This window comes from Kitasatospora mediocidica KCTC 9733, assembly GCF_000744225.1.
GTDB lineage: Bacteria > Actinomycetota > Actinomycetes > Streptomycetales > Streptomycetaceae > Kitasatospora > Kitasatospora mediocidica.
Map to the genome: position 1 here is coordinate 273,968 of NZ_JQLN01000003.1, position 26,915 is coordinate 300,882.

Sequence of the window (26,915 nt, forward strand, 5' to 3'; positions counted from 1 at the left end):
GGCGGGGTCGGGGTGACGCTGGCGCCGGCTATCCGGACGTCGACGGCGACCCGCTGCTGCTCGTTGACCAGCAGGGTGGTCGCGATGCTGATCCCGACCACGGTGGACATCGCCATCGCCGCGCCCGAGACCTTGAACGCGGGCAGCCGGAACTGCCCGCCGAGCGGCTTCGGCCGCCCGTGCCTGCCGTGCGGGACGTGCCGCTCCGGCTGCTCTTTCGCACGGTGCCCCACCACGGGGGCACCCTCCCGGTGGACCACCGGACTCCCTTCCTGCGTGACTGCCGCTGTGCCACTGCCCGGCCGGACGGGTCGGACCCGGTGCGTCGGCGCCCCCGCGCGCACACCGGTATCGGCAGGGGCACGAGAGTACCAGCGGTGAGCCGGGAAGTGACCAGGGTGGCCGAAAGCCGATCAACGGCCGGCGGCCGGACCAATCGCGCCGACCGCCTGACGTGGCACCAGAGTTGACGTACCGTCTGATGCTACGGGGTAGGCGGGGGGTCTGCCGGGCGCGGAGCGGCGCCACGTTGCAACCCCGTGCAACCTTTGCGGCCCCGGCGGCGGCGGAGCACGCTGGCCCGGTCCCGCCTCCCCCCGGAGAATCTGCCATGCCGCGCGATCCACTGTCCGCCAGTCCCCATGCCCCGCACCCGGTCACGCCCGGTGCGTCGTCCGCACTGCCGTCGCGCCGAGCCGCCTCGGTGGAAGACGTCCTGACCCTGCGTATCGCCCTCGGGCGCGACAAGGTGGGCACCGTGCCCACCCGGTTCCGCTACGAGCCGCAGCGGCCCTACGAAGTCCTGGTCACCTTCCACCTCGGCCGCCCCGACGAGGTGGACTGGGTGTTCTCCCGGGAGTTGCTCCGCGAGGGCCTGCGCGGCCTGACCGGGCACGGCGACGTCCGGCTCTGGCCGGCGCACTGCCCGTGCCACGGCGCCACACTGCACCTGGCGCTGGAGTCCCCGTACGGCAGCGCCCTGTTGGAGGCGTCCGCGCCGAGGATCAGGGACTGGCTGGACCGCACCTACGCGGAGGTCCCGGAGGGGACCGAACCGGACTGCGGGCCGACCGACGCGCAGCTGTCGCAGTTCCTCTTCGGCGACTTCTGACCCGGCGACTTCCGACACCTCGGGTGCCGGTGGGCCTCAGGCGGTCAGCGCGTCGTCCGGCTGTCTGCGCGGGCCGGGGACGGCCCGGTCCGGCGCGTCCCCGGAGCTGGCCGTGCCCATCGCGCGGCAGCCGGGCAGCAGTGCAGCTCCGCTGTCCAGCAGGGCCCGCAGGCGCCTGATGCCGGGCGCCGAGGAGGACGGCAGCAGCTGGTACGAGTCGGCCGGCCCGACCACCTCGACCTGCACCGACCCGGCGAACCGGTACGGCCGGTGCTCCAGCAGGCCGCCCAGGTAGCGCCGCAGCCGGGAGAGTTCGGCGCGCACGGTGACCGTCCGGGTGGCCTCGCCGAACAGACCCTCCGCCAGCTCGGCGGCGGTCCGGCCGGGCCGGTGGGTGGCCAGCAGCAGGAGCAGCTCGGCGTGCCGGGGGCTGAGCGCGTGCGACCAACTGCCCGCGCTGCCACGCACGAAGAGCTCGGGCCGGTCCGAGCGGCTGAGGTCGAGCACCAGCCGCGCGCCCTCGGACTGCTCGCTGACCGCCTCGGGGGAGCCGGTCAGCGGGCGCACCAGCCAGCCGTCGGCCAGCGGTTCGACGGCGCACTCGCCGAGTGAGGGCAGCCAGTGCACCGGGGCCGAGCCCCAGCCGTCGGTGGGCAGCCGCAGCCGGTTGACCGGCGGCAGGCCCGCGGTGGCGGCGGTCCAGCCGTCCCGGTCCACCACCAGGGCCGGGCTCGGGGACTGCGCGAGCACGGGCGCGGCGACCGTCCGCAGCCGGTGCAGCGACTCCAACTGGCCGGCCCGCAGCTCGGTCTCGGCCAGCCGGGCGGCCGTCACGGCCAGCGCCAGCAGCTGCGGGTGGACGCCGCGGGCCGGGCCGCTGAGGTCGACCACGCCGGCCAGCCGGCCGGTGCGCGGGTCGCGGACGGGGGCGGAGACGCAGGTCCAGCCGTGCTGGTTGCGCACGTAGTGCTCGGCGGAGTGCACCCGCAGCGGCCGGCCGGTGCGCAGCGCGGTGCCGATGCCGTTGGTGCCGACCGACTCCTCGCCCCAGCGGCCGCCGGTCATGAAGCCGATCAGGTCGGCGCTGCGGCGCAGTTGGCGCGGGCCCTCGTGCCAGAGCACGTCGCCCTGCGAGTCGGCCACGGCGAGGATCAGCGGCAGGTCGGTGGTCGGGTCGAGCAGCGTGCTGCGCAGCGTCGGGAGCACCGCGTCCAGTCCGCTGGAGCGGCGCCGGTGTTCGACCTCGGCGGTGCTCAGGTGCTCGGCGGTGCGGCCGTGTTCGGGGTCCAGGCCGAGCCGGCGCACCCGCTCCCAGGAGTCGCCGATCTCGGGGCGCGGCGCCTGGCGGGGGATGTTCCCGGTGACGGCCTGCTCGTGCGCCCGGGTCAGCTGCTCGGTGGCCTCGCGCGAGACCTCGCCGGTCCGGCCCAGGTGTGCGGAGTCCCGCATCGTGTGCTCCCCTCGCCGCAGTCCGGTCCCGCTCGGCCGGGGCAGGGCCGCGCGACCCTGTCGCCCACAGCGTACGGGTGCTCGTGAGCGGCCGGGCGGGCGATCCTCGCACGGGTGCCGTGCCCGTCGCGCGGGTTCTGCCGGACCAGTTTCTGACGGTCCGTCGGGAAATGCCCGCTCGCGGGTCAGTCGAGCGGCGGCAGTTGGTCCGCGCGCGGTGCTTCGGCGCCGGCTACGGCGCAGGTCAGGGCCGCTACATTGGCTGCGAACCGACAGGCCTCGGCGACCTGTTCGAGGGTCAGGCCGGTCAGCCGGCCGCCCAGTAGTCCGCGGTGTTCCAGGTGGTGCAGCAGCCCGCCGGTGAACGCGTCGCCGGCTCCCACCGTGTCGACGACCCGTGTACGAACGGATGGAATCCGCACCCGCGCGCCGTCCAGCGAGGCCAGTGCGCCGTCCTCGCCGAGGGTCAGCACCACCAGCGGAACGCCCATCGCGTGCCATTCGTCGCAGGCCTGCTCGGGGTCCGTGCCGGGCCGCAGCAGGGCCAGGTCGTCCGAGGAGAGGCGCAGCACGTCGGCGAGTGCGCACCAGCGGGCGATCCGCTCCCGGTAGCGCTCGGGGGCGACCAGCAGCGGGCGGAGGTTGGGGTCGATCGAGACGGTGGCGTGCGCTCCGGCGCGGACCAGGAAGTCCTCCACCACCCGACCGCCCGGGGCGCGCACCAGGGCGAGTGAGCCGGTGTGCACGGCGCTCGTCCCGCTGAGGTCGACCGCCGCGAGCTCCGAGCGTTGCCACTGCCAGTCGGCGGTGCCCTCGGCGTGGAAGGAGTAGCCCGCCCGGCCCTGCGGGTCCAGCGCGGCGATCGCCAGGGTGGACGGCTCGGCGGCCGCCACGCAGTCGGCGAGGTCGACCCCGGCGGCGGTCAGCCGCTCGCGGAAGAGCGCGCCGAACGGGTCGGCCGAGAGCCGCGCGAGCAGCCGGGTGCGGGTGCCGAGCCGGGCCAGTGCGGTGGCGGTGTTGGCCGGGCCGCCGCCCGGAAGCACCCGCAGGCCCAGGGCCTGTTCGCCGGGCACGCTCGGCTGCACGAAGGCGTCGGCGACACACTCGCCGAGCACGGTGATGCTCAACAGTTCCCCCGGGACGGTAGGCGCGGGCTGGTCAGTGCCGAGGTTCGGCGTGCTCCGCGGAGGCCTGGGCGGTCTCCACCGAGCGGTGCAGATCGGTGGTGGCGTCCAAGGTAGCGGCCGTGCTGACGGCCAGGCAGGCGGCCAGTGCGACGGCCGCCGCGGCCCGCCGCCGTCCGCCGGTTCGCGGGTGCGGCGAGAGCAGGGCGGCGACCCGGCGTGGCACCGGACCGGCCGCGGCGGCCGGGGCCAGCGACGGGCGGGAGGGGCGCGGGGCGCGGGCGGCGGCCAGCGCGGCCCGGCCGACCGCGCGGGCGGTCACCGCCCGGTCGCCGACGGCGCGGGCCGCGCACTCGTCGGCCCAGCGTTCCAGGTGGAAGCCGAGCGGGGTGCGCAGTTGGCGCAGCGCCGGGTGGATCACCGCGGCGTAGGCGGCGGCGGCCAGGAAGAGGTGGTGGCGGCAGGCCAGGTGGGCCCGCTCGTGGGCCAGCAGCGCGGCTCGTTCGGGGGCCGGCAGGGCGCGCAGCATCCCGGCGGTGACGACGATCCGGCCCGGGCGGCCGGGCAGCGCGTAGGCGTCGGCGCGGTCGTCGTCCAGGACGGCGAGGGGGTGCTCGTCCAGCGCGACGAGTTCGCGCAGGGCGCGGCGGAGCTGGGCGCGCAGCGGGAGCCGGGGGGCGCGGGCGGGCTCGGTGCTTCCGTCTCCGTCGACCGCCGCGCGGGCCTGGCGCAGTTCGCCGGCCTGGAGGCGCGCGGTACGCAGCGCCAGGGCGGCGGCGGCCAGCAGGGCGGCGGCGGCCGGGCCGGCCAGCAGCTCGGCGGCCGGCGAGGCGTGGCTGAGCCAGGGCAGCGAGAGGTGCCCGAGGGCGGCGACCACGGGGACCCGCAGCAGGCCGGCGACCGCGAGCAGGCCCAGCGACACGGTGCTGGCGGCGGCCATCGTCACGGTCGTGGTGGCGAGGACCCAGGCGGCCGCGCGCGGGTGCAGGGCTTCGGCCAGCCGGCGGGCGGCGGGTGCGGCGAGGAAGGGGACCAGGAACGGGGCCCAGACGGCGAACATCACGGACCGTTGACCTCCCGGCTGTCGGGGTGCTCGCCCAGCAGTTCGCGCAGCAGCCGTTCGTCGTCGTCCGAGAGGTCGGAGACGAAGCGGGCCAGCACGGTCGAGCGGTCCGACTCGCGGTCCAGCTCGGTGCGCATCCGGCGGGCGGCGAGGCCGGCCGGGTCCCGCACGGTCGGGGTGTAGGCGTAGGCCCGGCCGGCCCGGGTCCGCGCGACGGTTCCCTTGTCGTGCAGGCGGGCCAGGATCGTGGCGATCGTGGTGCGGGCCAGGTCGCCGCCGAGGGCGAGCTGGACGCCCTGGGGTGTGAGCGGCTGGTGGGCGGCCCAGAGCGCGGCGAGGACCTGGGCCTCGAGCTCTCCGGACGGGCGACGCGCGGCGGGCACTTCTTGCATGTCGACGTGACCTCCAGTCGTCGTCTACAGTCGTGTAGACCGTCTACGTCACTGTAGACGGTCGGGGCGCCCTTCCGCAGGACCGCCTCCACCAGTATGGGAGGTCCGCCAACCTTGCCCTCGTCCACCCTTCTCGCGACCCATCTCGCGACCCACGAGCTCGCGGTCAACGTGCTCAGTGCCTCGTCGCTGCTCGCCGCCTTCGGTGCCCTGGGCATCGCGGTCGTCCTGTTCGCGGAGACCGGCCTGCTGGTCGGCTTCTTCCTGCCGGGCGACTCGCTGCTCTTCACCGCCGGGCTGCTCTGCGTCCCCGGCGCGACCAGCGGACCGCAGCTGCACCTGTGGCAGGTGATCCCGGCGGCCCTGGTCGGCGCGCTGGCCGGCGCCCAGGTCGGCTACGTGATCGGCGCGCGCGGCGGCCGTCCGCTGTTGCAGCGCTCGAAGCGCAAGAGCCTGCATCAGGGTGTCGAGCGGGCCGAGGAGCTGCTGGCCAAGTACGGCCACGGCAAGGCCATCGTGCTCGCCCGCTTCATCCCGGTGGTGCGCACCGTGCTCAACCCGCTGGCCGGCGTCCTGGAGGTGCCGGTGCGGACCTTCACGTTCTGGCAGGTGCTCGGCGGCACGCTCTGGTCGGTCGGCGTGGTGATGGCCGGCTACGTGCTCGGCTCGACCGTTCCCAGTATCGACACTTATTTGTTGCCGATCATTGGTCTGGTAGTAGTTGTCTCTGTGATCCCGATTGCTCTCGAATTGCTCCGCGCCCGCAAGGCGGCCCGCGCCGACCGCCACGACCGCCGGGGTGGCGGTGACGCCCGATGACGGCCCGCACGCTCCTCGCCTACGACGGCAGCGGCATCGACGGCGGCCTCTACACCACCGTCACGCACTGGGCCGCCGACGCGCCGAACTGGCTCGACCAGACCGTCAAGGCCTGGTCCAACGTGGGCCTGGGCCTCTTCGCGCTCTTCATGCTCTGGGCCTGGTGGCAGGCCAGGACGGCCGACTCGGTGGTGATGGCCCGGGTGCTGGCCTCGCCGCTGGTCGTGGTGGCCGCCTACCTGGTCAACTCGGTGCTCAAGAGCCTGGTCCACGAGGTCCGGCCCTGCCAGCAGATCGCCGGCAGTGTGTCGCTGGACCCCTGCCCGGCCGTCGGTGACTGGTCCTTCCCCAGCAACCACACGGTGATCGCCTTCTCGGCGGCGGTCGCGCTCTGGTTCGCCTACCGCCGGCTCGCCCAGGTCGCGCTGGTCGCCGCCGTGCTGATGGGGGCCTCCCGGGTCTGGGTGGGCGTGCACTACCCGCACGACGTGCTGATCGGGATGCTGGTCGGCGTCCTGGTCGCGATCCCGCTGGCGATGGCCGCCGGGCGCGCCGCGCCGCTGGTCGAGCGGGCGCGGGGTGGGGCGCTGGGCCCGTTCCTGGGCGCCGGTCCGGCCGTCGCGGTGGCGCAGAGCCGCTGACCTGCCTGGCCTGCTTGGCCATCCGGTGCGAACCGGGTCGGTACCGCTGCGGCGGACCGGCCCGGTTCGGTCGTTTCGGGGGCTCGTTGAGTCGATGTTGTCTGTACAACTTGGCGAGTGTTGGCCTGGACGTCGCTGTTCGGTCACCCGGCGGCAACCCTGGCCACGCAGCCTGGTCGCCATGAGAGTCATTGTCGTAGGAGCCGGCGTCCTGGGGACCATGCACGCCTGGCAGGCCGTGGAGCGCGGCCACGAGGTCGTCCATCTGGAGCGCGAGGCCGAGGCGCGTGGCGCCTCGGTGCGCAACTTCGGACTGGTGTGGGTCAGCGGGCGCTCCGGCGGTGAGGAGCTGGCCACCGCGCTGCGCGCCCGTGAGCTGTGGGAGCGGATCGGCGAGCGGGTTCCGGCGCTGGGGTTCCGCGCGGCCGGGTCGCTGACCGCGATCCGCACCGAGGCCGAACTCGCCGTCGCCGAGCAGGCGCTGCTGCGCGAGGACGCCGAGTCCCGTGGCTTCCGGCTGCTGGACGCCGCCGAGACGCGCGCCGTCAACCCCGCCCTGCGCGGCAAGCTGCTCGGCGCGCTCTGGTGCGAGCGGGACGGCGCCGTCGAGCCGCGCACCGCGCAGCCCGCGCTGCGCGAAGCGCTGCTGGCCAGCGGCCGCTACACCTTCCTGCCCGGGCGCGAGGTGCGCGAGGTGGTCGGCGAGAACGCGGTCCGCGACGACCACGGCCAGGTCCACACCGGTGACGTGGTGCTGCTCTGCACCGGCGCCTGGCTGGGCGGCCTGGTCCGCGAGCTGGTCCCCGAGCTCCCGGTGCGCCGGGTGCGGCTGCAGATGATGCAGACCGACCCGCTGGACGAGCCGCTCACCACCGCCGTCGCCGACGGCGACAGCTTCCGCTACTACCCCGCCTTCGCCGGCGACGCCCTGGAGCAGCTGAAGGCCGCCCAGCCGCAGCCGCCGGTGGCCGCCGAGCACAAGATGCAGCTCCTGATGGTCCAGCGCCGCGACGGCGGGCTCACCATCGGCGACACGCACGAGTACGAGCACCCGTTCTCCTTCGACGTGGACGAGGCGCCCTACGAGCACCTGACCGGCGTGGCCGAGGAGCTGCTCGGCCGCCCGCTGCCGCGGATCCGCCGCCGCTGGGCCGGGGTGTACGCGCAGTGCACCGACACCACCCGGGTGGTGCACCGCGAGCAGGTCCGCGACGGCGTCTGGCTGGTCACCGGCCCGGGCGGCCGCGGCATGACCTGCTCGCCGGCGATCGCCGAAACCACCGCCGAACTCATCAACCTGTAAGGGCAGTCGTCATGAGCACCTCCGCTGTGAACACTGATATCCGTCTGGTCGTCCTGGACATGGCCGGCACCACCGTCGCCGACGACGGTCTCGTCGAGCGGGCCTTCCAGGCCGCCTCCGACGCGCTGGGCGTCGAGGCCGGCAGCCCCGAGCACCAGCGCATGCTGGAGCACGTCCGGGCCACCATGGGCGAGTCCAAGATCTCCGTCTTCCGGCACCTGTTCGGTGCCGAGGAGCGGGCCCAGCAGGCGAATGTGGCCTTCGAGGCCGCCTACCACGACCTGGTCGACGCCGGGCACTGCGAGGCACTGCCGGGCGCGGCCGAGGCGATCGCCGAACTGCGGGCGCAGGGCCGCAAGGTGGTCCTCACCACCGGCTTCTCCCGGTCCACCCAGGACCAGATCCTCAAGGCGCTGGGCTGGCAGGAGATCGCCGACCTGACGCTCTGCCCGGCCGACGCCGGCCGCGGCCGCCCGTACCCGGACCTCGCGCTCACCGCGCTGCTGCGCACCGAGACCGACTCGGTGCGCCAGATGGCCGTGGCCGGTGACACCGGTTACGACATGCTGACCGGCGTGCGGGCCGGCGCCGCCGTGGTGGCGGGTGTCCTCACCGGCGCGCACGACGCCGAGCGGCTGCGCGCCGACGGTGCGACGCACGTGCTGGCGTCGATCGCCGAGCTCCCCGCGGTGCTGGCGCAGTAGGGCTGTACGGCGCCCGGGAGGGCGGTGGTCTGGCACCGCCGTCCCGGGCCTCTCCGGTCGCAAGAGCTACCGCAATTCGTAAATCTGTTCCGATAATTGGGGTGCCGGTTCGCCCGGACGTGCCATGGATCCGCGGCCCCGCGCGGCTCGGGAGCCGGGAGAATGTAGGCCCGCCCCGAATCTCTGGAGTCAGGCCATGGCAGCTGATGCATGCAGTGCTACGGAATCGGAGGGCGCTCGGATCCCGTTGCCGTCTCCCGGGCGGCCGCCGTCCCCGGAGGCTGGTGAACAGGGCATCGAGGAGCGGGAGTTCAGCTTCGACGGGTTCCGCTACCGGTGCCGCCTGGTGCACCAGGGCGACCCGCGCACCGAGCCGGTGCTGATCCTCGGCGGCTCCTCGCAGGACCTCTACTCCTGGCTGCGCTACGAGAAGCGGCTCCGCCCGCTGGCGACGGTGATCACCGTCGATCTCCCCGGTTACGGCAGTGCCGACTTCCTGCCCGCGAGCTACGGAATCGATTTCCTGGCCGCCACCGTTCGGCATCTGCTGACGGAACTCGCCATCCCGCGCGTCAATCTGGTGGCCGTCTGCTACGGCGGGGCGATCGGACTGCGCTTCCTGCAGCACTACCCGGACCTGGTCGAGCGCCTCGCGCTGGTCGGCATGACCGCGCGCATTCCGGACGACTACACCGAGGCGATGGAGCGCTGGGCGGGCATGATCGAGCGGGGGGAGACGGCTCCGATCGCCCGCGAGCTGACCGACCGCTTCATGTCCCCGCCGGGCACCGGCCCGGTCCGTCGGCACGCGGCCGTCGCCAGGCTCGTCTACCAGCAGATCGCCGGCCAGAACGCCGAGCAGATGCGGATGTCGGCCGAGCACAACACCCGCCTGATGCGCCACGAGTGGTACCGCCCTGAGCCGATCCCCGCGCTGCCGAGCGTGGTGGTCACCGGGGAGTACGACACCCTCTGCACCCCCGGGATGGGACGCGAGATCGCCTCCCTGCTCCACGAGGCGCGCTTCCTGACCATCACCGAGTCCGACCACCTGGCCCCGGTCGAGCGGCCCGACGACCTCGCGGACCTGCTCGCCCGCTTCTGCACCGGGCAGTCGATCGACGAACTCCCGTACACCAACCCGGTCGAGCACTTCGGCACGCGGCCGGTCCCCGCGCTCCCGTACTCCTGAACCACGTTGACGAGGAGCCCCTATGTGCGGGATCGCCGGATGGATCTCCTTCGACCGGGACCTGAGCGCCCGGACCGAGGAGATCGCCGCCATGACCGCCTCGCTGGCCCCCCGCGGGCCGGACGCCGACGGCCTGTGGAACGGGCCGCACGCCGCGCTGGGCCACCGCCGGCTCGCCGTGATCGATCCGGACGGCGGCGCCCAGCCGATGACCGCCGACCGGGACGGCCGGACGCAGCTCGTGCTCAGCTACAGCGGCGAGGTCTACAACCACCAGGAGCTGCGGGAGGAACTGCGCGCCCTGGGCCACCACTTCCGCACGCGCAGTGACACCGAGGTGGTGTTGCGGGCCTTCCTGGAGTGGGGCCGATCCTGCGTGCGGCGGCTGAACGGCATGTACGCCTTCGCGCTGTGGGACCCGCGTGCGGCGGAACTGCTGTTGGTCCGGGACCGGATGGGGATCAAGCCGCTCTACTACCACCCCACCGCCGACGGCGTCCTGTTCGGCTCCGAGCCCAAGGCCGTGCTGGCCCACCCCGACGTCGAGGCCGTCGTCGACCTGGACGGGCTGCGCGAACTCCTCGGCTTCACCGTGACCCCCGGCCACGCCGTCTACCGCGGGATGCGCGAAGTCCGGCCCGGGCACACCGTCCTGGTCACCCGCGACGGGCTGCGCGAGCAGCCGTACTGGGAGCTGGAGGCGCGCGAGCACACCGACGACCTGGACACCACGGTGGCCACCGTGCGCTCCCTGCTGGAGGACATCGTGGCCCGGCAGCTGGTGGCCGACGTCCCGTTGAGCACCCTGCTCTCCGGCGGCCTCGACTCCAGCGTCATCACCGCCCTGGCCGCCCGCCGGCTGCGCCGCCAGGGCGGCGGCCAACTGCGCTCGTTCGCCGTCGACTTCGCCCAGCACACCGAGAACTTCAGGCCCGACCCGCAGCGCGCCAGCCCGGACGGCCCGTACGCCCGCGCACTGGCCGCCCACGCCAGGACCCTGCACCGCGAGGCCGTGCTGGACACCGCCGCGCTCACCGACCCCCGGCACTGGGACGCCGTGATCCGGGCCCGCGACCTGCCGCTCGGGCTCGGGGACAGCGACACCTCGCTCTACCTGCTGTTCCAGGAGGTCCGGCGGCACTCGACGGTGGCCCTCTCCGGCGAGGCCGCCGACGAACTCTTCGGCGGCTACTGGTGGTTCCACAACCCCCAGGTCACCGCCGCCGCCGACTTCCCCTGGCTGTCCGCGCTGCGGCTCGCCTCGCCGGCGGGCACCGCAGCGCGCGAGGCGTTCCTCGCGCCCGGCCTGCTGCGGGACCTCGACCTCGACGGCTACCGCGCCGCGCGCTACCGCGAGGCGCTACGGGCCGTACCGCGCCTGGACGGTGAGGCGGCCCCCGAGCGCCGGATGCGCGAACTCTGCCACCTGCACCTGACCCGGTCGGTGCCGTTCCTGCTCGACCGCAAGGACCGGCTCAGCATGGCCAGTGGGCTGGAGGTCCGGGTGCCGTTCTGCGACCACCGCCTCGTCGAGTACGCGTTCAACACCCCCTGGTCGATGAAGACCTTCGACGGGCGGGAGAAGAGCCTGCTGCGCGCCGCCGCCGCCGACCTGCTGCCCGCGCTGGTGGCCGACCGGGTGAAGAGCCCGTACCCGGTCACCCAGGACCCGGGCTACGCACGGACGTTGCGCCAGGGCCTCGGCGGGATCCTGGACCGCGCCGACACCCCGCTGCACGCGCTCATCGACACCGAAGCCGTCCGGCTGGCCGCCAAGGCCGAGGGCACGGCGGAGAGTTCGCGCCAGGCCGCGGAGCTGCTGCTGGCGCTGGACTCCTGGCTGCGGCAGTACCCGGTGCGGCTGGAGCTGTGACAAGGGCCCCTCCCCGCAGACGGGGAGGGGCCGCCCTTCAGGTGCGCCGGGTCAGGAGCTGTGCGCGGTGCCCGCGTAGCGCTGGGCGAAGCGGGTGCCGGTGCCGGCGGTGACGGTGACGTCGTAGTGGCCGGTGGCGTCCAGCGGCCAGTCGATCTTCGCGGTGCGGCCGGAGTCGACCCAGACGGTCTGGGTGGTGCCGGCGAAGTCGTTCGGGCTCGCGGTGAAACCGACCGGGCCCTCACCGTCGTTGGCGACGACCAGGCGGATCACCTTGGGGTCGCGCAGGTCGGCGCTGACGATCGGGACGGGGACGTCCTCCTGCTCCAGGCGGGTCACCGTACCGGCGAAGGCGGCGACGAAGCCGTCGGGGCCGTGCACGGTGAAGTCGTAGCGGCCGTCGGTGGTCGAGGCGTCCCAGACGTACGTCTTGCTGGCCCCGGCCGGCACGGTGAAGGGGATGCCCGCGAACGGCTGCGCGATATTCGGGTACACCGTGAAGTGGTAGCCCACGGAACCGAAGTTGGTCAGTGTGCAGGTGACCTTGCCGCTCTCACGGTCCACGTCGATGTCCGCCCACGGGCGGTAGGGCAGCGGGCGGTGCGGGCGGGTGCCGCTCTCCTGGACCGGCAGCGACTGCGTGCCCAGGGCCGGCAGCGCGACGGGCGGCAGTGAGGCGCTCGCGTCGGCCTTGGCCATCAGGGCGTTGGTGTCGGGCAGGGACGGTATCGAGTAGTCGGGCTTCTTGAAGTCGAAGCAGCTGGTCAGGTCGCCGCAGACGATCCGGCGCCAGTCGGAGATGTTCGGCTCCCGCACGCCGGTCACCACCTCCAGGAAGCGCAGCACCGAGGTGTGGTCGAACACCTGCGAGTTGACGTAACCGCCGCGCGACCAGGGGGAGGCGACCCAGAGCGGTACCCGGTTGCCCAGGCCGATCGCCCGGCCCTGGGTGAACTCCTCGGCGGTGCCGGGTTCGGGGGTGGGCGGGACCATGTGGTCGAAGTAGCCGTCGTTCTCGTCGTACATCACCAGGAAGACGGTGTGCTTCCAGACGTCCGGGTTCGACATCAGCGACTGCAGCGCCGAGTTGACCCACCAGGCGCCGTAGTCCGGGCTGGCGTTGGGGTGTTCGCAGAACAGGTACGGCGCGACCATCCAGGAGACGGTCGGCAGGGTGCCCGCCTTGCAGTCCGCGTCGAAGGCGGAGAGGTCGAACTTCGTCATCGCGTTGATGTAACGCGGGTCCGTGGTGGGGAAGTTGTGGAACTGCTTGAAGTACGACAGCGCGTTGTCGTCGTAGTCGCCGGTGCGGTCGTCCTCGCTGGGGTTGTGGTACACCCGCCAGCTGACCTTCGCCGCCTCCAGGCGCTCGGCGTACGTCGTCCAGTCGGCGACCGGGTTCTGCGTCACCGGGGTGTTGTCGATCCACGGACCGGTGGTGCCGTCCTTGCCCGGGCCCGAGGTGCCGGTCCACAGGTAGAGGCGGTTGGGGTCGGTCGGGCCGGCCAGCGAGCAGAAGTACGCGTCGCAGAGCGTGAACGCGTCGGCCAGCGCGTACTGGTAGGGGATGTCGGCGCGGGTGAAGTAGCCCATGGTGCGCTCGCCCTTGGCGGCCACCCACTTGTTCATCGCGCCGTTGTTGATCGCCTGGTGGCCGGTCGCCCAGTCGTGCGCCAGGCCGCCCGCGTTCTGCGCGTTGTACTTGGTGGTGTCCATCCGGTAGGGCAGCATCGCGCCGCCGTCGCTGCGGCCGGCGTCGGGCTGGCGGAACACCGAGTCGCCGTTCGGGAAGCGCAGCGCCTGCTTGTCCCCGAAGCCGCGCACGCCGTTCAGCGAGCCGAAGTAGTGATCGAAGCTGCGGTTCTCCTGCATCAGGATGACCACGTGCTTGACGTCGGTGACGTCGCCGGCGGACTTGGCGGAGTCGGGGGAGTTCGCCTCAGCGGTGGCGGGCAGGCCGACGACGGCGGCGGCTCCGGCCGCTGCCGCGGCGCCCACGAAGGTACGGCGGTTGAGCTCGGACATGGCGGGGCCTCTCAGAGGGTGAAGGTGGCGACGGCGGCGGCGGTGTCCGAAGGCCAGCCGTTGGCGGCGGCGTTCGGGTCGGCGGCGGGCCAGCCGGTGGCCAGCGTGTGGGCCTCGACGAGTGCGAGCCTGCCCGAGTACTGCACGTAGTCGATCCGGTCCTGCGGCTCGGCCTTGCCGGCGCGCACCTTGCGGATCGGCGACCAGGTGTTGCCGGGGATCTTCGCCGGGTCCGGGTGGTCCTCACGGAAGGCGTCGGTCAGCCCGGCGGCCTGAACGGCCTCGGTGACGGGCCAGTTGAGCTGGGTGCCGCGAGCGGCGACCGTCCAGTCCAGGTGCGAGGGCGAGGAGAGCTCGGCGGCCAGGATCACCGGGACCTTGCCGGCCAGGTCGGCCTTCATGGCCGTCAGCAGTGCCTGGGTCTGCTGGTAGCGCACCGAGGCGGTCTCGGTGGCGGTCACCTGGGCGGCGCTCTGGCCGTCCTGGAAGGCGTACGGGCCGTAGGAGTTCTCGTCCAGGTGCGCGGCCCAGACGCGGACGCTGCGGCCGCCCGGCAGCTGCACGGTGGCGCCCGCGGCGGGCAGTGCGGCGGTCACCGGGGTGACGTCGGTGAGCGGGTAGCGGCTCAGGATGCCGACGCTGCCCGGGCTCTGGTAGGCGTACCAGCCGAGCGCGTCGGCGAGGTGCTGGGCGTTGGTGCCCGCGGTCTCCTGGAGCGCGAGCACGTCCAGGCCCTCGGTGAGGATCACCCGGAGCTGCTTCTCCAGGCCGTCGGTGCTGTGCGTACCGGCGTCCCAGAGGTTCCAACTGGCCACCTTGACAGTGTGCTTGTCCTTGGACTTCGGGTCGACGACCGGGACCTGCACGGTGATGGTGTCCGTCGCGCCCGTGCTGTCCTTGACGCCCACGGTGACCTGGGCCGGGCGCGAGAGCGGCGAGGCGGGCGCGGTACCGGTGACGGTGCCGTCGGCGGCCACGTTCAGCCAGGAGCTCGCGCCGACCCGGCGGAAGGTCGCGCTGCCCGCCGGGTTGCCCGCCGGACGGGACCACAGGCCGCCGAGCTTGACGCTGACCGCGCCGCCGGGGGCGATCTCGGTGCTGGTCAGTGCGTCCACCGCGCTGTGCGGCGGGACGACCGCGGGCTTCGGCTGGAAGCTGAACGGCGCGCTCTGGGCCAGGATTCCGTAGCCGTCCTTGGCGAGCAGGTAGGCGGTGTACGGGCCGCCGGTCAGCGCGGAGGTGTCGAGCGTCAAGTCACCTGAGGCGCCCGGGGTGTACTGCCAGAGGAGGGACGAGCCGGTGCCCGGCTGCCGGGTGCCGTCGTAGATGCCGACCCAGTTCTTGGCGTCGGTGGCGTCGGTGGTCCAGTGGAAGGAGAGCTTTTCGCCTTCGGTCAGACTGCCGGAGGTGGTGAGGGTGAGGGAGCTGCCGGAGGCCACGGGGTTCCTGTCCGCCAGGGGCTGGGTGAGGGGAGTTGGCTGAACAACTATGTCCTCATTCATCCGGCCGCTGACGGACTTCACATGAACGCCGCATGACGCGTGGTCGGTTATCGGCCGAACTCGCTGACGGGCAGGCAGTTACTGTGCGGTAGCGGCCGGCACCGCCGACAGGCGCACGGAGGCCAGGTCAGCGTGGTGCGGATCTCCTGCGGCGTCGCGTACGGAACCGGTCCGGCGGGCCGCAGCTCCACCCGCTGCCCGGCGGTGCTGATCCGGTAGACCCGCAGCGTCATCCGGCTCACCGGCTCAGCCCCGCGCGCAGAGCGGGCAGTGCGGCCAGCCGAGCGGGCAGGACTGCGGGCGGCGCCACCACCAGTCCCATGTCCTGGTCAACTCTGCTGCTGCGCACGTGCGTTCAACCCGTCCCGGAGTAGTGCGGTGATCGCGGCGATGACGTCGGGCCGGGCCCGCCCGAGCTCGATCAGGACGGTGCCGGTGAACCCGGACACGGCGTCCAGGCCGAGCGAGGGGAGTACGATCCCGGCCTCGCGCAGGACCGCGAGGAGGTCCTCCAGGGCGCGCGTCGCCTCCTCGCGCAGCTGGGCCGTGATCGCGGCCAGTCTTGAATCGTCGCTGTGGTTCTTCATCATCCGCTCCCTTTCGTAGCTTTCTGCTACCAAGCATCGGCAGTGCGTAGTAGCTTGAGAAGATCGATCCCGTGACAGCGACGCGTGTCATGGGAATCCGGACGAGAGGTGGGGACATGGCACCACGGCGTTCGAGCGAACATCCCCCGCTGACCCCGGAGGCCTGGGGCTGGCTGCTGCGCGACTGGCGCGAGCGCAAGGGCTGGAAGAATGCCGCCCTGGCGCGCGAAGTCCCTTGCGACGCCTCGCTGTTGTCCCGCTTCGAGGCGGCGGAACGGGCGCCGCGCCTGGAGTACGTCGAGCGGCTGGACGAGGTGCTGGGGGCCCAGGGCGCGCTGGCGCGGGCGTGGAGGGACGTGGACTGGCAGCGGGAGGTGGTGCACCCGGACTGGTTCAAGTTCTATGCCGGGTTGGAGGCTAAGGCGGAGTCCATCAGGGGCTACCACGTCGAGCGCCTGTCGGGTCTGTTGCAGACCGAGGCCTACGCCCGGGCGCTCTTCCGCTTCCTCCGTCCCGATGCCGACGAACGGGAGATCGCCGATAGTGTCGCTGCCCGAATGAGTCGGCAGAAGCGCTTCTTTGCGCCAGGTGGCCCGCAGCTCGTGGCCATTCTTGCCGAGGGCGCGATCAGGAGCCGCGTGGGAGGCAGGCTGGTGATGCGCGACCAGCTGGCACACCTGCTCGCGGTCGGTGATCGACACCCCAACATCATTGTCCAGGTTGCCCCGTACGGGTTGGGTGAGCGTACGGGCGGGAGCGGTGGCATGATCCTTCTGGCCCTGCCTGACGGAGAGCGTTGGGCCTACTCGGAGAGCATGAGCCGCGGCCATTTCATCAGCGATCCGGAAGCGCTTTCAGGCTACTCGCAGTTCTATGATCGGCTCAGGGCAGAGGCGTTGTCCGCACCGGACTCAGCTCGTTTGATCCGCCGCGTCATGAGAGGGCTCAGCAACGTGACCATCATCAGCCAGGCAGGGCCAGTTCAGTACCCGAACCGTAAGGCGGCATGGCAGACCAGCAGTTACAGCCAGGGCGACGGCGGAGAGTGCGTGGAGGTGGCCCTCAACCTCGCTGCCCCGGAGGGGGTGGTCCCTGTGCGCGACAGCAAGGACCGCCAGGGTCCGCAGCTCTCCTTCACTCCCGCCGCCTGGTCGGCCTTCACCCGCGCCGTCGCCACCGACGGGTTCACCACCGTCTGAGGGGCCGCGTGCAGGCGCACGGGGTCGCGTACCGGGACCGGACGCCAGCTGGCCCGGTCCGGCGTGGTGTGCCGGACCGGGCCCGCGGGGCGACGAAGCGTCAGCAGTTCGAGGGCGCCTGGTTGCCGGCGAACCGGTCCGCGATCCAGCCGAGGTACTCCTGCTGTGCCTCGAAGGGGATCGTGTTGTGCGTCGCCCCCTCGTAGGTCGAGTACTCGACCGGCTCGCTGAAGGTGCAGGCGCGCTTGATGTACTGCTCGGTGGAGTGCGGGTTGATGACCGTGTCGGCCGTCCCCTGCATCACCAGCACCGGTGCCACGTTGGCGGCGTAGCCCGGCGTGTTCTCGTGGAAGCGCTGCTGCCAGGCGTCCGGCACGTCGCGCACCGGGACGAACAGCGTGTCCAACTGGTGGTTGTCGCCGACGTTCTCCTGGATGACGTCGGCGAAGTGCTCGATGCACGCGGCGCCGTCGCCGTCGAGGGCCTGCAGTCCGGCGGGCTGGAGCACGTCGGTCGCCTGGAGCTCGGGGTAGGCGGCCAGGAAGCCGCGGTAGACGTTGACCCGCAGGGCAGCGTTGTGCGACTCCGAGGAGTCGTTGCGCGGGCCGGGCAGCACCTCGCCCTTGAACTGGGGGCCGAGGTCGGCGGCCGGCGCCAGCGCGGCCACCCCGACCAGGTCGAGGTCCGGACTGTAGGTGGGGGCGTCCTGGGCGATGAACAGCCCGGCGCCGCCGCCCTGCGACCAGCCGAGCACGGCCGTCCGGTTGCCCGCACGGGCCGGCCAGAGGTGCTGCGCCGCGGTGACCGAGTCCAGCACGTTGCGCGTCTCGGTCGCACCGACCACGTACTGGTGGACGCCCGGCGTCCCGAGGCCCTGGTAGTCGGTCGCCACCACGACGTCACCGGCGTCCAGGAAGTTCGTCAGGGCCGGGACGCCGACGTCGATCCCGTACGGGCTCTGGTAGCTGAAGTAGTCGACGAGGTTCTGCACCGGGTTGGGCGCGGCCGAGGGCGCGCACTGGCGCGGGCCGCCGACCGTGCCGTGTGCCCAGGCCACCACGTTGCGCCCGCCGCGCGGCGCCTGCCCCTGCGGCCAGGCGACCACACCGGAGACGGCGACGGGGACGCCGTCGTGCAGGGTGGAGAGGTAGAGGATCTTGCAGGCGCGGGCCCCTCCCGGTGCGTCCACGCGGCGCGCCCAGATCAGGTCGCCGTGGTGTCCCTCGGGCAGCGGCGACGGAGGCTCGTAGAAGTCCTCCCCGTCGGGCCCGAGCGGGATCCCCGGCGCGCACTGCGCCGAGTGGTCGTCGCCGCCTCCCCCGTGCGCGGCGGCCGACGCCCCCAGCCCCGGCAGAGCGAGGACGGTGACAAGGGCGGCCGCCGTGGCCGTGCGTAGCCAAGCTCTCATCGGATTCCTGTCTCTTGCGCCGGTGCCGCCTACCGGCCTCGGCACGGGGGCGACCCGGCAGACTTGTCATGGTCGATGCGAGCCTAGCTCTCCGTGACCTTGTATCACGGAACGTGAGATCCATGGATATCCGCGAGCCGGGGTCGGCTGCCCGCAGGTCCGCTCAGGCCCGGCAGAGGCCCAGGGTGAGGACGTGGTTGATCTCGGCGTCGGTCTGGGGGGTGGTGGTGAGGTTGCGGTTGAGGGAGAGGGTGATCTGCCGGGTGCCGTCGGCGGTGGTGAAGCTGAAGGTCTCGTAGCCGGCGACGCTGCCGCTGTGGCCCCAGGCGGGGGTGGCGGGGCAGTAGGTGCGGCTTTCCAGGCCGAGGCCGTAGGCGCGGCCGGTGTCGTCGATGGGGTGCGGGGTGCGCATCTGGGCCAGCAGGTCCTGGGGGAGGAGGGCGCCGCCGAAGAGGGCGCGGTAGAAGCGGCCGAGGTCGGCGGTGGTGGAGATCATCGTGCCGGCGCCCCAGATCGCCGAGGGGCTGAAGGTGGTGAGGTCGGTCGGTGCGGCGGTGGGGCCGTCGAGCCACTCGTAGCCGTCCAGGTGCGGGCCGGGCAGCTGTGCGGTGGTGGGGAAGGAGGTGTCGCGCAGGTGGAGGGGGTGGATGATGCGCCGGGTGATCTCCTGGTTCAGCGGACGTCCGGTCAGGTGCTCGACCAGCAGGCCGAGGACGACGTAGTTGGTGTTGGAGTACGCCCAGGACGTCCCGGGCGCGAACGCCGGGCCCTGCGCCGCCGACATCGCGATCAGGTCCTGCGGGGTGTAGGCGGCGGTCTGCGCGGTGCGGATCGGGTCGGGCTTGGACATCACGGTGGCGAGGTAGTCGGCAAGGCCGCTGGTGTGATTGAGCAGTTCGCGGACGGTGATGTTCTGTCCGTTCGCCACCACGCCCGGCAGGTCGCGCTCGATCGGGTCGTCCAGGACGATCCGGTGCTCGGCCACCAGCTGGAGGACGACAGTGGCGACGAAGCTCTTGGTGACGCTGCCGATCCGGAACCGGTCCTCGGCGGTGGCCCGTTGCCCGTCGGCGAGATCGGCGACGCCGCTGGTGCCGTGCCACGTGCCGGCGCCGTCGCGGACCTCGGCGACCACGCCCGGGACGCCGTCCGCGACCAGTTGGTCGAGTGCCTGCTGCAGCGCGACGCGGTCGGCAGCGGCAGGAGCGGACTCGGACGCGAAGGCCGGGCCGGCCAGCGGCATGAGCGTCGCGGCGGCGAGAAGAGCGGTGGCGAGGCGTGCGGCGGTGCGTGTCATGGGGGTGGGTCCTTCCGGGGCGATCTCTGGATCTCGACAAGGGAGATCCTCTTCGCTGGAAGCAGCCCGGGGATCGCCGGTGCGGGGGAACCGGCCTCTCGCTCGCGCGGGGGAGCGCGGGTGAGCCGAGTAGTCCTCGCAGAGGGAAAGGACGTTGACGGCCCGAGTGGGCGGAAGGGCACGCAATTCCACTCGGACGAGTGGCAGAGGAAATACTGAGGCTCCGTCAGGGATCAGTAGGATACGAACCATGGAGCTGCGTCACCTCCACTCTCGTCCGCTAAGGGAAGAGGCAGGACTATGAGCAGGTTAAAGCGTATGACTACCGCATCGGCCCTGGCCGTGGTGATTTCCATGGTTCTCGCCGCTGCCGCGGGGGCTGCTCGGGCAGACGCGGGTTACGACCGGATCGCCATGCACCAGCAGGTGAAGGAGCAGTGGTGCTGGGCTGCGTCCGGGCTGACGATCGCCAAGTTCCAGGGGTACGGCTCGACGCAGGATGACTTCTGCAAGCGGGCGGCAAAGTACGACAGATACCTGAGCTGCGACAATCGTCCCGCCACGCTCGACGACATGGCCTACGCCTGGCACGACTTGGGCATGACCCGCCCTGGCCAGGGCCTGGTCAGGGCAGCGTCGTTCGCGGAGATCACCAGCGAGGTCAAAGCCTCCCGGCCCGTTGCCGCACGCATCGGCTGGACCAGCGGCGGTGGCCACATGAACGTCATCTACGGTTTCAACACGGCGAACAACACGATTGCTGTGGCTGACCCCTGGCCCGCGACGAAGACATATACGTGGTGGAACTACAACGACTACGTGAGTAACAGGGCGTTCAGGTGGACCCATTCCCGCATCGGCATCTCCAAGTAAGGCTGGTGGCATGCGCGACCAAGGAACACCCCGTACCCGGCGGCCCGCTCGGCTCCTCCGTCTGGTGGCCGTCATGGCTCTCAGCGCGCCCGCGCTGCTGGCCACGGCCGGCCTGGCTGCGGCGAACAGCCCGACAGACCTGCCCAATCGTCAAGCGGCCGTCGACACGTTGAATTCGGCCGATACCCGCACGGCGATCTGCGACGTCTTCGATGAGCCGGTTCCCGACGGATCACCGGGATCCGAGGTGCAGATCCCGGACCGGGCCGACCCGTGCGAGGGCGTACCCTCGTTCACCATCAAGGATCCCGTCGCGCTGAACGAGATCACACCAGGGTTCGTCGACGGGACGGCCCGGCCGGTGGCCGCGGAGGCGATCGAGCTCAGCTACGCGCTGGCCGAGGTGACGTTCTCCGGCGGGCGCACGGTTACCGCCGAGCTCGCTCCGACCGGGACGACCGGCTGGCATCTGGCCGCTGTTGAGGAGGGCGATACCGAGGTCACCTACGCGAGCAGGGGTGACGACGTGAGGACGGTCTTCTCCGAGCCGGAGATCGACGGTTTCTACCAGCTGACGGACACCGTCGTCGAACCGCTGAACGACGCCGCACGGCAGGGCCTCAACGGCGCGGACGCGGTGCCTCTGGCCGAATACCAGAGGCTGGTCAAGGCACGCTATGCCGATGAGGGCCCGGGCTCCGCGTACGACCAGGGCGGCCTGGCCGGCGGTTTCGGGACCACCGCTCCGGCGCGGTCGTCGCAGCCCTCGGCACCGGTGATCGCCGGCGGGTCGAGTGCCGCGCTGGCGCTGGCCTTCGGCGCCTTCCGGCTCCACCGCCGCAAGCGCAGCGCCTCGCGCTGACCCCGGTGGCGGGAAGGTGGCGCTGGGTGTGCCCACCACGGATACACCCAGCGCCACTTGAGCGACTAGGGTTCGGCCCGGGGCAGGTCGATGGACCGGACCTCGTCGACCACCCGGAAGCCCGCGCTGTCGTAGAGGTTCATCGCCACCGTGTTTCCGCCGAACACGTTGAAGAGCAGCGCCGAGTCGCCCGCCGCGACGGTGGCCTGCGCGCCCACGGCCATCGCGACCCGCCCGTAGCCCCGGCCCCGGTACTTCTGGTCGATCCGCAACGCGTAGCCGAAGGTGACGCCCGGGTGGAAGCCGTGCTTGAGCCAGCCCGTGCCGATCGGCACGCCGGCCATCTCAAGGACCAGGAACGTGTGGTCGGGTGTGTCCTGGCCCTGTGGCATCGACTCGGCGAACTCGCGGTCGGCCCTCCGCTGTGCGTGGGCAGGGTCCAGGGCGCCCACCTCGGCGATGGTCGCGCCGTAGGAGGTGCGCTCCTCGGCCAGCCACAGCGCGTACTCCGCAGGCGTCATCGGCCGCACCGAGAAGCCGTCGGGCAGCGGCGTCGCTTCGATGCCGGCCCGCATCCGGGTCTGAGCCCGGAGCGGATAGTCGTCGAACAGGGTTGTCGGCTCGGCGAGTTGCACCGCCAGCCGGACCGCTCCCCGCTCCGCGCAGTACCGCTCGGCCCAGTCCCGGGCGGCCTGCTCGTGACCCCGTCCGCCGTGGTCCGGGTCTATCCGGAGGTCGACGACGCGCCCCCGCAGTGTGCCGTGATCGTCCGCGACCGTCACCGCGACGAAGCCCACCCGCGCCCCGCCCTCGCCGACCTCCGCGACCGTACAGTCCTCCAGCCCGCCGAGCATCGTGCCGACCTTGTGCTCGGCGGCCACCTCACTGAAGCCCCCGGCCCGGTACGACGCGCGCATCCGCTGCTCGAAGTCCCGCTGCCAGCCCGCGTGGTCGGTGAGGGTGCTGAAGCTCGTCATCCCGTCACCCTAGTGTCGGCTCGTTCCTTGGCCGACCGTAAATGCTTCAATCCTCTCGGACCGTCGGACGAGCCGGCGGCGCGTGCAGGGGGGCTGTGTGCTGGTCGAGGACGGCAGTTGGGGGTGGGACCGGAGCGTCCCGCTGAAGTACGTCCTGCTGTGTGAGGACGACGACGGGGTGGACCGGCTCTGGGGGCGCTGCGCCGACGTCGACGGGCTGTTCGTCGATCCCGTGCCGCCGCCCAGGGAACGGCTGACGCTCCTCGCCTGTGCGCCAGGCGGAGCCCTGCGTACCGCGATCGACCGGCCCGGTCCCACGACCGGACGGCTCGGGGACCTGTGCGTCGAGGTGGGGAACGGAGAGCGCCCGCTGGAGTGGTGGATGCTGCTCGACGTGCTCGTCGTCGCCCACCGCCCCAGCGCCGCCGATCCCTCGCTCGTCGACGTCGTCATCGAGGCCGGGGTGGAGGAACCTGACCACCGTGATGCCCAGGTGGTCGCGTCGCCGCGCTTCGAGCTGTTCGGGGCGTTCAACTCACTTGTCGCCTCCGGCACCGGGATCGACGGACTGCGCGTCGACCGGCCCGGCCCGCCGGACGTTCCGATGGGTCTCGTCGGCTGCGAGCCGACCGAGCTGCTGACGGCCGAGCTTCGCCGGCCGCGCGGAGGGGCCTGGGTCGAGCTCTGGCGGCTGGACCGCACCGGCCGCCCGATAGCGCGCCGGTGCCTCGACCTGCGGGTCACCGGATCGCGCCCATCCGTCCACGGCGACGCGCTGGTCGACCTCACCCTCGCCGATGGGGTTCAGGACCCGCCGCCGCTGCTTGCCCGCCCGATCTGGGAGACCTGGGCCGAGGGGATCCCGCAGACGCCCAACCTGTGGGCCCGGTACGCCACGCCGGGCCGGGAGGAGTGGCAGATGCTCGCGCTCGCGCTGTTCAGTCGCTCCGGCCGGGTCGTCGACCTGGCCGGCGGCACCTATCACCTGGACGGCAGCCACGTAACGGACGTCCCCGGTCTGCACTGCGCCATGAGCGAGGCCCTGCTCGGCCCCGGCGGGTACTACGGGTGGGGCTGGGACGCGTTCGCCGACTGCCTGTGCGGCGGCTTCGGGGTGGTGCCGCCGTTCACCCTGGTGTGGCACGACGCGCAGATCGCGCGCGAGGCGCTGGCCGACGTCATCAGTGACCCGGCGGGGGAGTTCAGCTACTTCGAGGACGTGGTGCGCCACCTGGAGCAGCGCCGTGTCACGGTCGTCCTGCGCTGAAACCCGTCGGTGGGCGCGCCGGGTACGCTGCCGCAGTGACTCCTCCGACGACCCTTCCGACGCTCGACGAGATCCGCGCGCTGCACGCGAAGTACGCGCCGACGCCCGAGGCGCTGGACGCCGTCCTCACGCACTGCGAGATCGTCTGCGGCATAGCCGAGCAGCTCATGGCGTCGGCCGAACTGCCCCTGGACGCCGACCTCGTGCGGGCCGGCGCGCTCCTGCACGACATCGGCGTCTACCGGCTCTACGACCGGGACGGCCGGCTGGACCACCGCAACTACATCCGCCACGGCGTCCTCGGCCACGAGATCCTGCGCGAGGAGGGCTACCCGGAACTCCTGTGCCGCTTCTGCTCCTGCCACACCGGCGTCGGCCTCACCCGGCACGACGTCCGCGCCCAGCAGCTCCCGCTGCCCGAGGCCGACTACCTGGCCGTGAGCGCGGAGGAGCAACTGGTGATGTACGCCGACAAGTTCCACAGCAAGAACCCGCCCCGCTTCTACACCGCCGACGCCTTCGCAGCCCGGGTGGCGAAGTTCGGCGCGCAGAAAGTCGACGCCTTCGACGTCCTGCGCGCCCGCTTCGGCGAACCCGACCTGACGACCGCCGCGGCGCAGTACGGCCACGCGCAGGGAAGGATCTGAGCAGAATGGCAGGAAGAGGGTGGATGGTGATTCCCGCTGTGCTGGTCCTGGCCGTCGCGGGACTGCGTTTTGGCCTGTACGTCCAGCAGCAGGACAGTGACAGGAACCGCAGGCATGCCCTGGCGGCCGCCGACGCCAGCGCGCGTTCCTACGCAGCGAAGCTGCTACCGGCCTTCGCTGCGAAGCCGCAGACGACCGCGTCGCTCACCCAGCTGGAGAGCGGAACGTTCGTGCACTACGTGGCGGTGGGCACGGAAGGCACAGCCGTCGTCGTGACACTGGAGGCCAGCATCGTCTACCCGGACGGTTGGGTCTCCAGCCCGGCGGACTCGTGCTTCCGCGACGTGATCTCGCGCAGGAACGGATCCCTCGCGGACCAGCTGTCGGGCATTCCGTGCACCGCACTCCTCCCGCCGGGTGACCGGGACACCCCGTTCGAGGCGGCCTGATACCTCCCCGCTGTCAGTGCGAGGAGCGCAGGTTCAGCAGGACGACGCCCGCGATGATCAGGGCGATGCCGAGCAGCTGGGGTTTGCCCAGCTGCTCGCCGAAGGCGATCGTTCCTATCGCGGCGACCGCGGCCGTGCCGGCCCCCGACCAGACTGCGTAGGCCACCGAGACCGGTATGTGCTTCAGGGCCTGGCCGAGCAGCAGGAAGGAGAGGACGTAGCCCACTCCGACGCCGATGCTGGGCCACAACTTGCTGAAGCCGTCGGTGAGTTTGAGGCAGCTGGTGGCGCAGACCTCACTGGCGATGGCGAACGTGAGCAGCAGGTACGGGGGCATGGCGGCTATTCTGCCTGGCCGGTCGGGCGGGTCAGTGAGCCCAGCAGTGCGAGGTCGACGCCGACCAGGCTGTCCAGCAGGGTGATCCGCTCGGCGGGCGCGATCGGGACGTCCGAGGACGGGACCGCGAGCACCGCGCAGCCGGCCGCGTGGGCCGAGGCGACGCCGGTGGGGGTGTCCTCGACGGCGACGCAGTCGGCCGGGGCGAGGCCCAGGCGGGCGGCGGCGGCCAGGTACGGGTCCGGCTCGGGCTTGGTGCGCGGGGTGTCCTCGGCGGCCAGGGTCACGGTGAACCACTGGGTGCCGAGCGTGCGCAGCACCAGGTCGACCACCTGGCGCGGCGAGGCGGAGACCAGTGCGGTGGGCACCTTCGCCTCCTGCAGCGCGGCCAGCAGGGCCAGTGCGCCGGGGCGCGGGACGACCTCGGAGGCCACCCGGCTGGTGAACAACTCCGCCAGGCGGGAGGCGAGTTCACTCTCCGTACGGGAGGTCCCGGTGACCCGGTGCAGGTGCGCGGCGGTGTGCTCGACGGCCTGGCCGAGCACCTCCGGGACGTCCGCGTCGCCGAGGGTGAGGCCGAGTTCGGCCGCGACCTCGGCGCTGGCCTCCCACCAGAGGTGCTCGGTGTCGACCAGCGTTCCGTCCATGTCGAAGAGCACGGCGGCGGGATTCTTCACAGCAACCATCTGGGCTATCACTGCCCGGACTTGACGCGACGGTCCACCAGGACGGGACGGTCCGGCAGGATGAGGTGGGCGTTGCCGCCGACCGGGAGCAGCGCGGCCGCCTCGGTCGCCAGGTCGACCTTGACCTCGGTGCCGTCGAGGAGCCGAACGGTGAGCCGGGTCACGGCGCCCAGGAAGCTGGCACCCACGACCACGGCGCCGCCGTCCGCTGCGGCGGTCAGGCCGACGTTCTCGGGGCGGACCAGCACGTCCAACTCGCCGTCGGCGGGCACGACTCCGTCGACCGCGTGGCGGCGGCCGAGGACCTCGACGCCGTCGCCGGAGCGGTAGGCCGGGATCCGGCTCATGGTGCCGACGAACTCCGCGACGAACGCGGTGGTCGGGCGGGCGTACAGCTCGGACGGCGTGGCGCACTGCTCCAGGCGCCCGGCGCGCAGGACGGCGACCCGGTCGGCCATCGACAGCGCCTCCTCCTGGTCGTGCGTCACGAACAGCGTGGTGATGCCCAGGTCCTGCTGGAGGCGACGGATCTCCTCGCGCAGGTTCAGCCGCACCTTGGCGTCCAGCGCCGACAGCGGCTCGTCGAGCAGCAGGACGCGCGGCTGCAGGGCCAGGGCGCGGGCCAGCGCGATGCGCTGCTGCTGGCCGCCGGACATCTGGTGCGGGAAGTGCTCGGCGCGCTGCGGCAGGCCGACCAGCTCCAGCAGCTCCATCGCGCGCTTGCGCCGGTCGGACTTGCTGCTGCCGCGCATCTTGAGGCCGAAGGCGACGTTGTCGGCGGCGGTCAGGTGCGGGAAGAGGCTGTACGACTGGAAGACCATGCCCGCGTCACGCTTGTGCGCGGGGGTCTTGGTGACGTCCTCCCCGTCGACCAGCACCTCGCCCGAGTCGTGCGTCTCGAAACCGGCCAGGATCCGCAGCGCGGTGGTCTTGCCGCAGCCGGACGGGCCGAGCAGCGCGAGCAGCTCGCCCGGGTGGACCGTCAGGTCGAGCCCGTCCAGCGCCGTGGTCGTTCCGAACGCCCTCCGCAGCGAACGGAATTCGACGGTCGCGCTGCCCGGGTGCAGCGGCACTCCGGTGGGCGGGGCGTTGAGCGGGGTGGTGGTCATGGGGGTGAACTCCTGGAGT

General features: G+C 72.3%; 26 protein-coding genes. 13 read left to right on the plus strand and 13 right to left on the minus strand.

The window, feature by feature from the left end; translation table 11 throughout:
* The first annotated feature begins 610 nt into the window (after window positions 1-610).
* Entirely contained in the window at window positions 611-1,111 is a 501-nt protein-coding gene (locus BS80_RS06595; RefSeq protein WP_051966188.1) for an SsgA family sporulation/cell division regulator, read from the plus strand.
* 36 nt (window positions 1,112-1,147) lie between these two features.
* Here BS80_RS06595 and BS80_RS06600 read toward each other — a convergent pair whose 3' ends face one another.
* From BS80_RS06600 to BS80_RS06615, 4 genes are all read right to left on the minus strand, one after another.
* Window positions 1,148-2,560: a helix-turn-helix domain-containing protein gene (locus BS80_RS06600; protein ID WP_063771914.1), complete on the minus strand. Its 1,413-nt coding sequence runs from the start codon at window positions 2,558-2,560 to the stop codon at window positions 1,148-1,150.
* A gap of 185 nt (window positions 2,561-2,745) precedes the next feature.
* Entirely contained in the window at window positions 2,746-3,690 is a 945-nt protein-coding gene (locus tag BS80_RS06605) for a carbohydrate kinase family protein (RefSeq protein ID WP_157535969.1), read from the minus strand.
* A 28-nt stretch (window positions 3,691-3,718) separates the two neighbouring features.
* On the minus strand, window positions 3,719-4,744 hold the full coding sequence (locus BS80_RS06610; RefSeq protein WP_063771915.1) for a M48 family metalloprotease: 1,026 nt from the start codon (window positions 4,742-4,744) through the stop codon (window positions 3,719-3,721).
* Window positions 4,744-5,139, minus strand: coding sequence for a BlaI/MecI/CopY family transcriptional regulator (locus tag BS80_RS06615; protein WP_035794202.1), 396 nt, complete (start codon window positions 5,137-5,139; stop codon window positions 4,744-4,746). The genes BS80_RS06610 and BS80_RS06615 overlap by 1 nt, the downstream gene beginning before the upstream one ends.
* A 96-nt stretch (window positions 5,140-5,235) precedes the next feature.
* Between BS80_RS06615 and BS80_RS06620 the strand changes: the two genes are divergently transcribed.
* The 6 genes from BS80_RS06620 (at window position 5,236) to asnB (ending at window position 11,671) form a co-directional block, all read left to right on the plus strand.
* Window positions 5,236-5,958 carry a DedA family protein gene (locus BS80_RS06620; RefSeq protein ID WP_051966190.1) on the plus strand — a complete coding sequence of 241 codons (723 nt, stop codon included), beginning with the start codon at window positions 5,236-5,238 and terminating at the stop codon, window positions 5,956-5,958.
* Window positions 5,955-6,599: a phosphatase PAP2 family protein gene (locus BS80_RS06625; protein ID WP_035794204.1), complete on the plus strand. Its 645-nt coding sequence runs from the start codon at window positions 5,955-5,957 to the stop codon at window positions 6,597-6,599. The genes BS80_RS06620 and BS80_RS06625 overlap by 4 nt, the downstream gene beginning before the upstream one ends.
* 181 nt (window positions 6,600-6,780) lie before the next feature.
* Window positions 6,781-7,902: a TIGR03364 family FAD-dependent oxidoreductase gene (locus tag BS80_RS06630; protein ID WP_035794206.1), complete on the plus strand. Its 1,122-nt coding sequence runs from the start codon at window positions 6,781-6,783 to the stop codon at window positions 7,900-7,902.
* Window positions 7,903-7,913: 11 nt separating this feature from the next.
* The gene (locus BS80_RS06635; protein ID WP_035794208.1) at window positions 7,914-8,606 is read left to right on the plus strand and encodes a phosphonatase-like hydrolase; all 693 of its coding nucleotides are present in this window, start codon (window positions 7,914-7,916) and stop codon (window positions 8,604-8,606) included.
* A 247-nt stretch (window positions 8,607-8,853) separates the two neighbouring features.
* The gene (locus BS80_RS06640; protein WP_035794210.1) at window positions 8,854-9,798 is read left to right on the plus strand and encodes an alpha/beta fold hydrolase; all 945 of its coding nucleotides are present in this window, start codon (window positions 8,854-8,856) and stop codon (window positions 9,796-9,798) included.
* Window positions 9,799-9,820: 22 nt separating this feature from the next.
* Complete coding sequence (gene asnB / locus BS80_RS06645; RefSeq protein ID WP_035794211.1) at window positions 9,821-11,671, plus strand: asparagine synthase (glutamine-hydrolyzing); 1,851 nt, start codon at window positions 9,821-9,823, stop codon at window positions 11,669-11,671.
* A 51-nt stretch (window positions 11,672-11,722) separates the two neighbouring features.
* Here asnB and BS80_RS06650 read toward each other — a convergent pair whose 3' ends face one another.
* From BS80_RS06650 to BS80_RS06665, 3 genes are all read right to left on the minus strand, one after another.
* Complete coding sequence (locus BS80_RS06650; protein ID WP_035794213.1) at window positions 11,723-13,696, minus strand: phosphocholine-specific phospholipase C; 1,974 nt, start codon at window positions 13,694-13,696, stop codon at window positions 11,723-11,725.
* Between the two features lie 11 nt (window positions 13,697-13,707).
* A complete protein-coding gene (locus BS80_RS06655; protein ID WP_035794215.1) occupies window positions 13,708-15,135 on the minus strand; it encodes an endonuclease/exonuclease/phosphatase family protein in 1,428 nt (475 codons plus the stop codon).
* Window positions 15,136-15,527: 392 nt separating this feature from the next.
* Entirely contained in the window at window positions 15,528-15,785 is a 258-nt protein-coding gene (locus tag BS80_RS06665; RefSeq protein WP_051966192.1) for a hypothetical protein, read from the minus strand.
* Between the two features lie 116 nt (window positions 15,786-15,901).
* On the opposite strand from BS80_RS06665, the gene BS80_RS06670 reads away from it, so the two are divergent.
* Window positions 15,902-16,984, plus strand: a complete 1,083-nt coding sequence (locus BS80_RS06670; protein WP_051966196.1) for a Scr1 family TA system antitoxin-like transcriptional regulator — start codon at window positions 15,902-15,904, stop codon at window positions 16,982-16,984.
* Between the two features lie 100 nt (window positions 16,985-17,084).
* On the opposite strand, the gene BS80_RS06675 is transcribed toward BS80_RS06670, so the two are convergent.
* Both BS80_RS06675 and BS80_RS06680 read right to left on the minus strand, forming a co-directional pair.
* Entirely contained in the window at window positions 17,085-18,392 is a 1,308-nt protein-coding gene (locus BS80_RS06675) for a lipase family protein (protein ID WP_035794218.1), read from the minus strand.
* A 163-nt stretch (window positions 18,393-18,555) separates the two neighbouring features.
* Window positions 18,556-19,689 (minus strand): serine hydrolase domain-containing protein, encoded by a 1,134-nt coding sequence (locus BS80_RS06680; protein ID WP_051966198.1) that lies wholly within the window; start codon window positions 19,687-19,689, stop codon window positions 18,556-18,558.
* Window positions 19,690-20,007: 318 nt separating this feature from the next.
* Between BS80_RS06680 and BS80_RS06685 the strand changes: the two genes are divergently transcribed.
* Together BS80_RS06685 and BS80_RS06690 are read left to right on the plus strand one after the other, a co-directional pair.
* The gene (locus tag BS80_RS06685; RefSeq protein ID WP_232246381.1) at window positions 20,008-20,562 is read left to right on the plus strand and encodes a papain-like cysteine protease family protein; all 555 of its coding nucleotides are present in this window, start codon (window positions 20,008-20,010) and stop codon (window positions 20,560-20,562) included.
* A 73-nt stretch (window positions 20,563-20,635) separates the two neighbouring features.
* The gene (locus tag BS80_RS06690; protein ID WP_232246382.1) at window positions 20,636-21,424 is read left to right on the plus strand and encodes a hypothetical protein; all 789 of its coding nucleotides are present in this window, start codon (window positions 20,636-20,638) and stop codon (window positions 21,422-21,424) included.
* 65 nt (window positions 21,425-21,489) lie between these two features.
* On the opposite strand, the gene BS80_RS06695 is transcribed toward BS80_RS06690, so the two are convergent.
* On the minus strand, window positions 21,490-22,401 hold the full coding sequence (locus BS80_RS06695; RefSeq protein ID WP_035794224.1) for a GNAT family N-acetyltransferase: 912 nt from the start codon (window positions 22,399-22,401) through the stop codon (window positions 21,490-21,492).
* 97 nt (window positions 22,402-22,498) lie between these two features.
* On the opposite strand from BS80_RS06695, the gene BS80_RS06700 reads away from it, so the two are divergent.
* From BS80_RS06700 to BS80_RS06710, 3 genes are read left to right on the plus strand one after another with little or no spacing between them, the layout of a single operon-like run.
* Window positions 22,499-23,668, plus strand: a complete 1,170-nt coding sequence (locus BS80_RS06700; RefSeq protein ID WP_232246383.1) for a barstar family protein — start codon at window positions 22,499-22,501, stop codon at window positions 23,666-23,668.
* Window positions 23,669-23,703: 35 nt separating this feature from the next.
* The gene (locus tag BS80_RS06705; protein WP_035794226.1) at window positions 23,704-24,315 is read left to right on the plus strand and encodes an HD domain-containing protein; all 612 of its coding nucleotides are present in this window, start codon (window positions 23,704-23,706) and stop codon (window positions 24,313-24,315) included.
* Window positions 24,316-24,338: 23 nt separating this feature from the next.
* Window positions 24,339-24,764: a hypothetical protein gene (locus BS80_RS06710; RefSeq protein ID WP_035794227.1), complete on the plus strand. Its 426-nt coding sequence runs from the start codon at window positions 24,339-24,341 to the stop codon at window positions 24,762-24,764.
* A 13-nt stretch (window positions 24,765-24,777) separates the two neighbouring features.
* On the opposite strand, the gene BS80_RS06715 is transcribed toward BS80_RS06710, so the two are convergent.
* The 3 genes from BS80_RS06715 to BS80_RS06725 are packed head-to-tail and all read right to left on the minus strand — an operon-like array spanning window position 24,778 to window position 26,896.
* Window positions 24,778-25,101 carry a DMT family transporter gene (locus BS80_RS06715; RefSeq protein ID WP_035794232.1) on the minus strand — a complete coding sequence of 108 codons (324 nt, stop codon included), beginning with the start codon at window positions 25,099-25,101 and terminating at the stop codon, window positions 24,778-24,780.
* Between the two features lie 5 nt (window positions 25,102-25,106).
* Window positions 25,107-25,778, minus strand: coding sequence for an HAD family hydrolase (locus BS80_RS06720; protein ID WP_408607348.1), 672 nt, complete (start codon window positions 25,776-25,778; stop codon window positions 25,107-25,109).
* 17 nt (window positions 25,779-25,795) lie between these two features.
* Window positions 25,796-26,896 carry an ABC transporter ATP-binding protein gene (locus BS80_RS06725; RefSeq protein ID WP_051966201.1) on the minus strand — a complete coding sequence of 367 codons (1,101 nt, stop codon included), beginning with the start codon at window positions 26,894-26,896 and terminating at the stop codon, window positions 25,796-25,798.
* Between the last annotated feature and the right edge of the window lie 19 nt (window positions 26,897-26,915).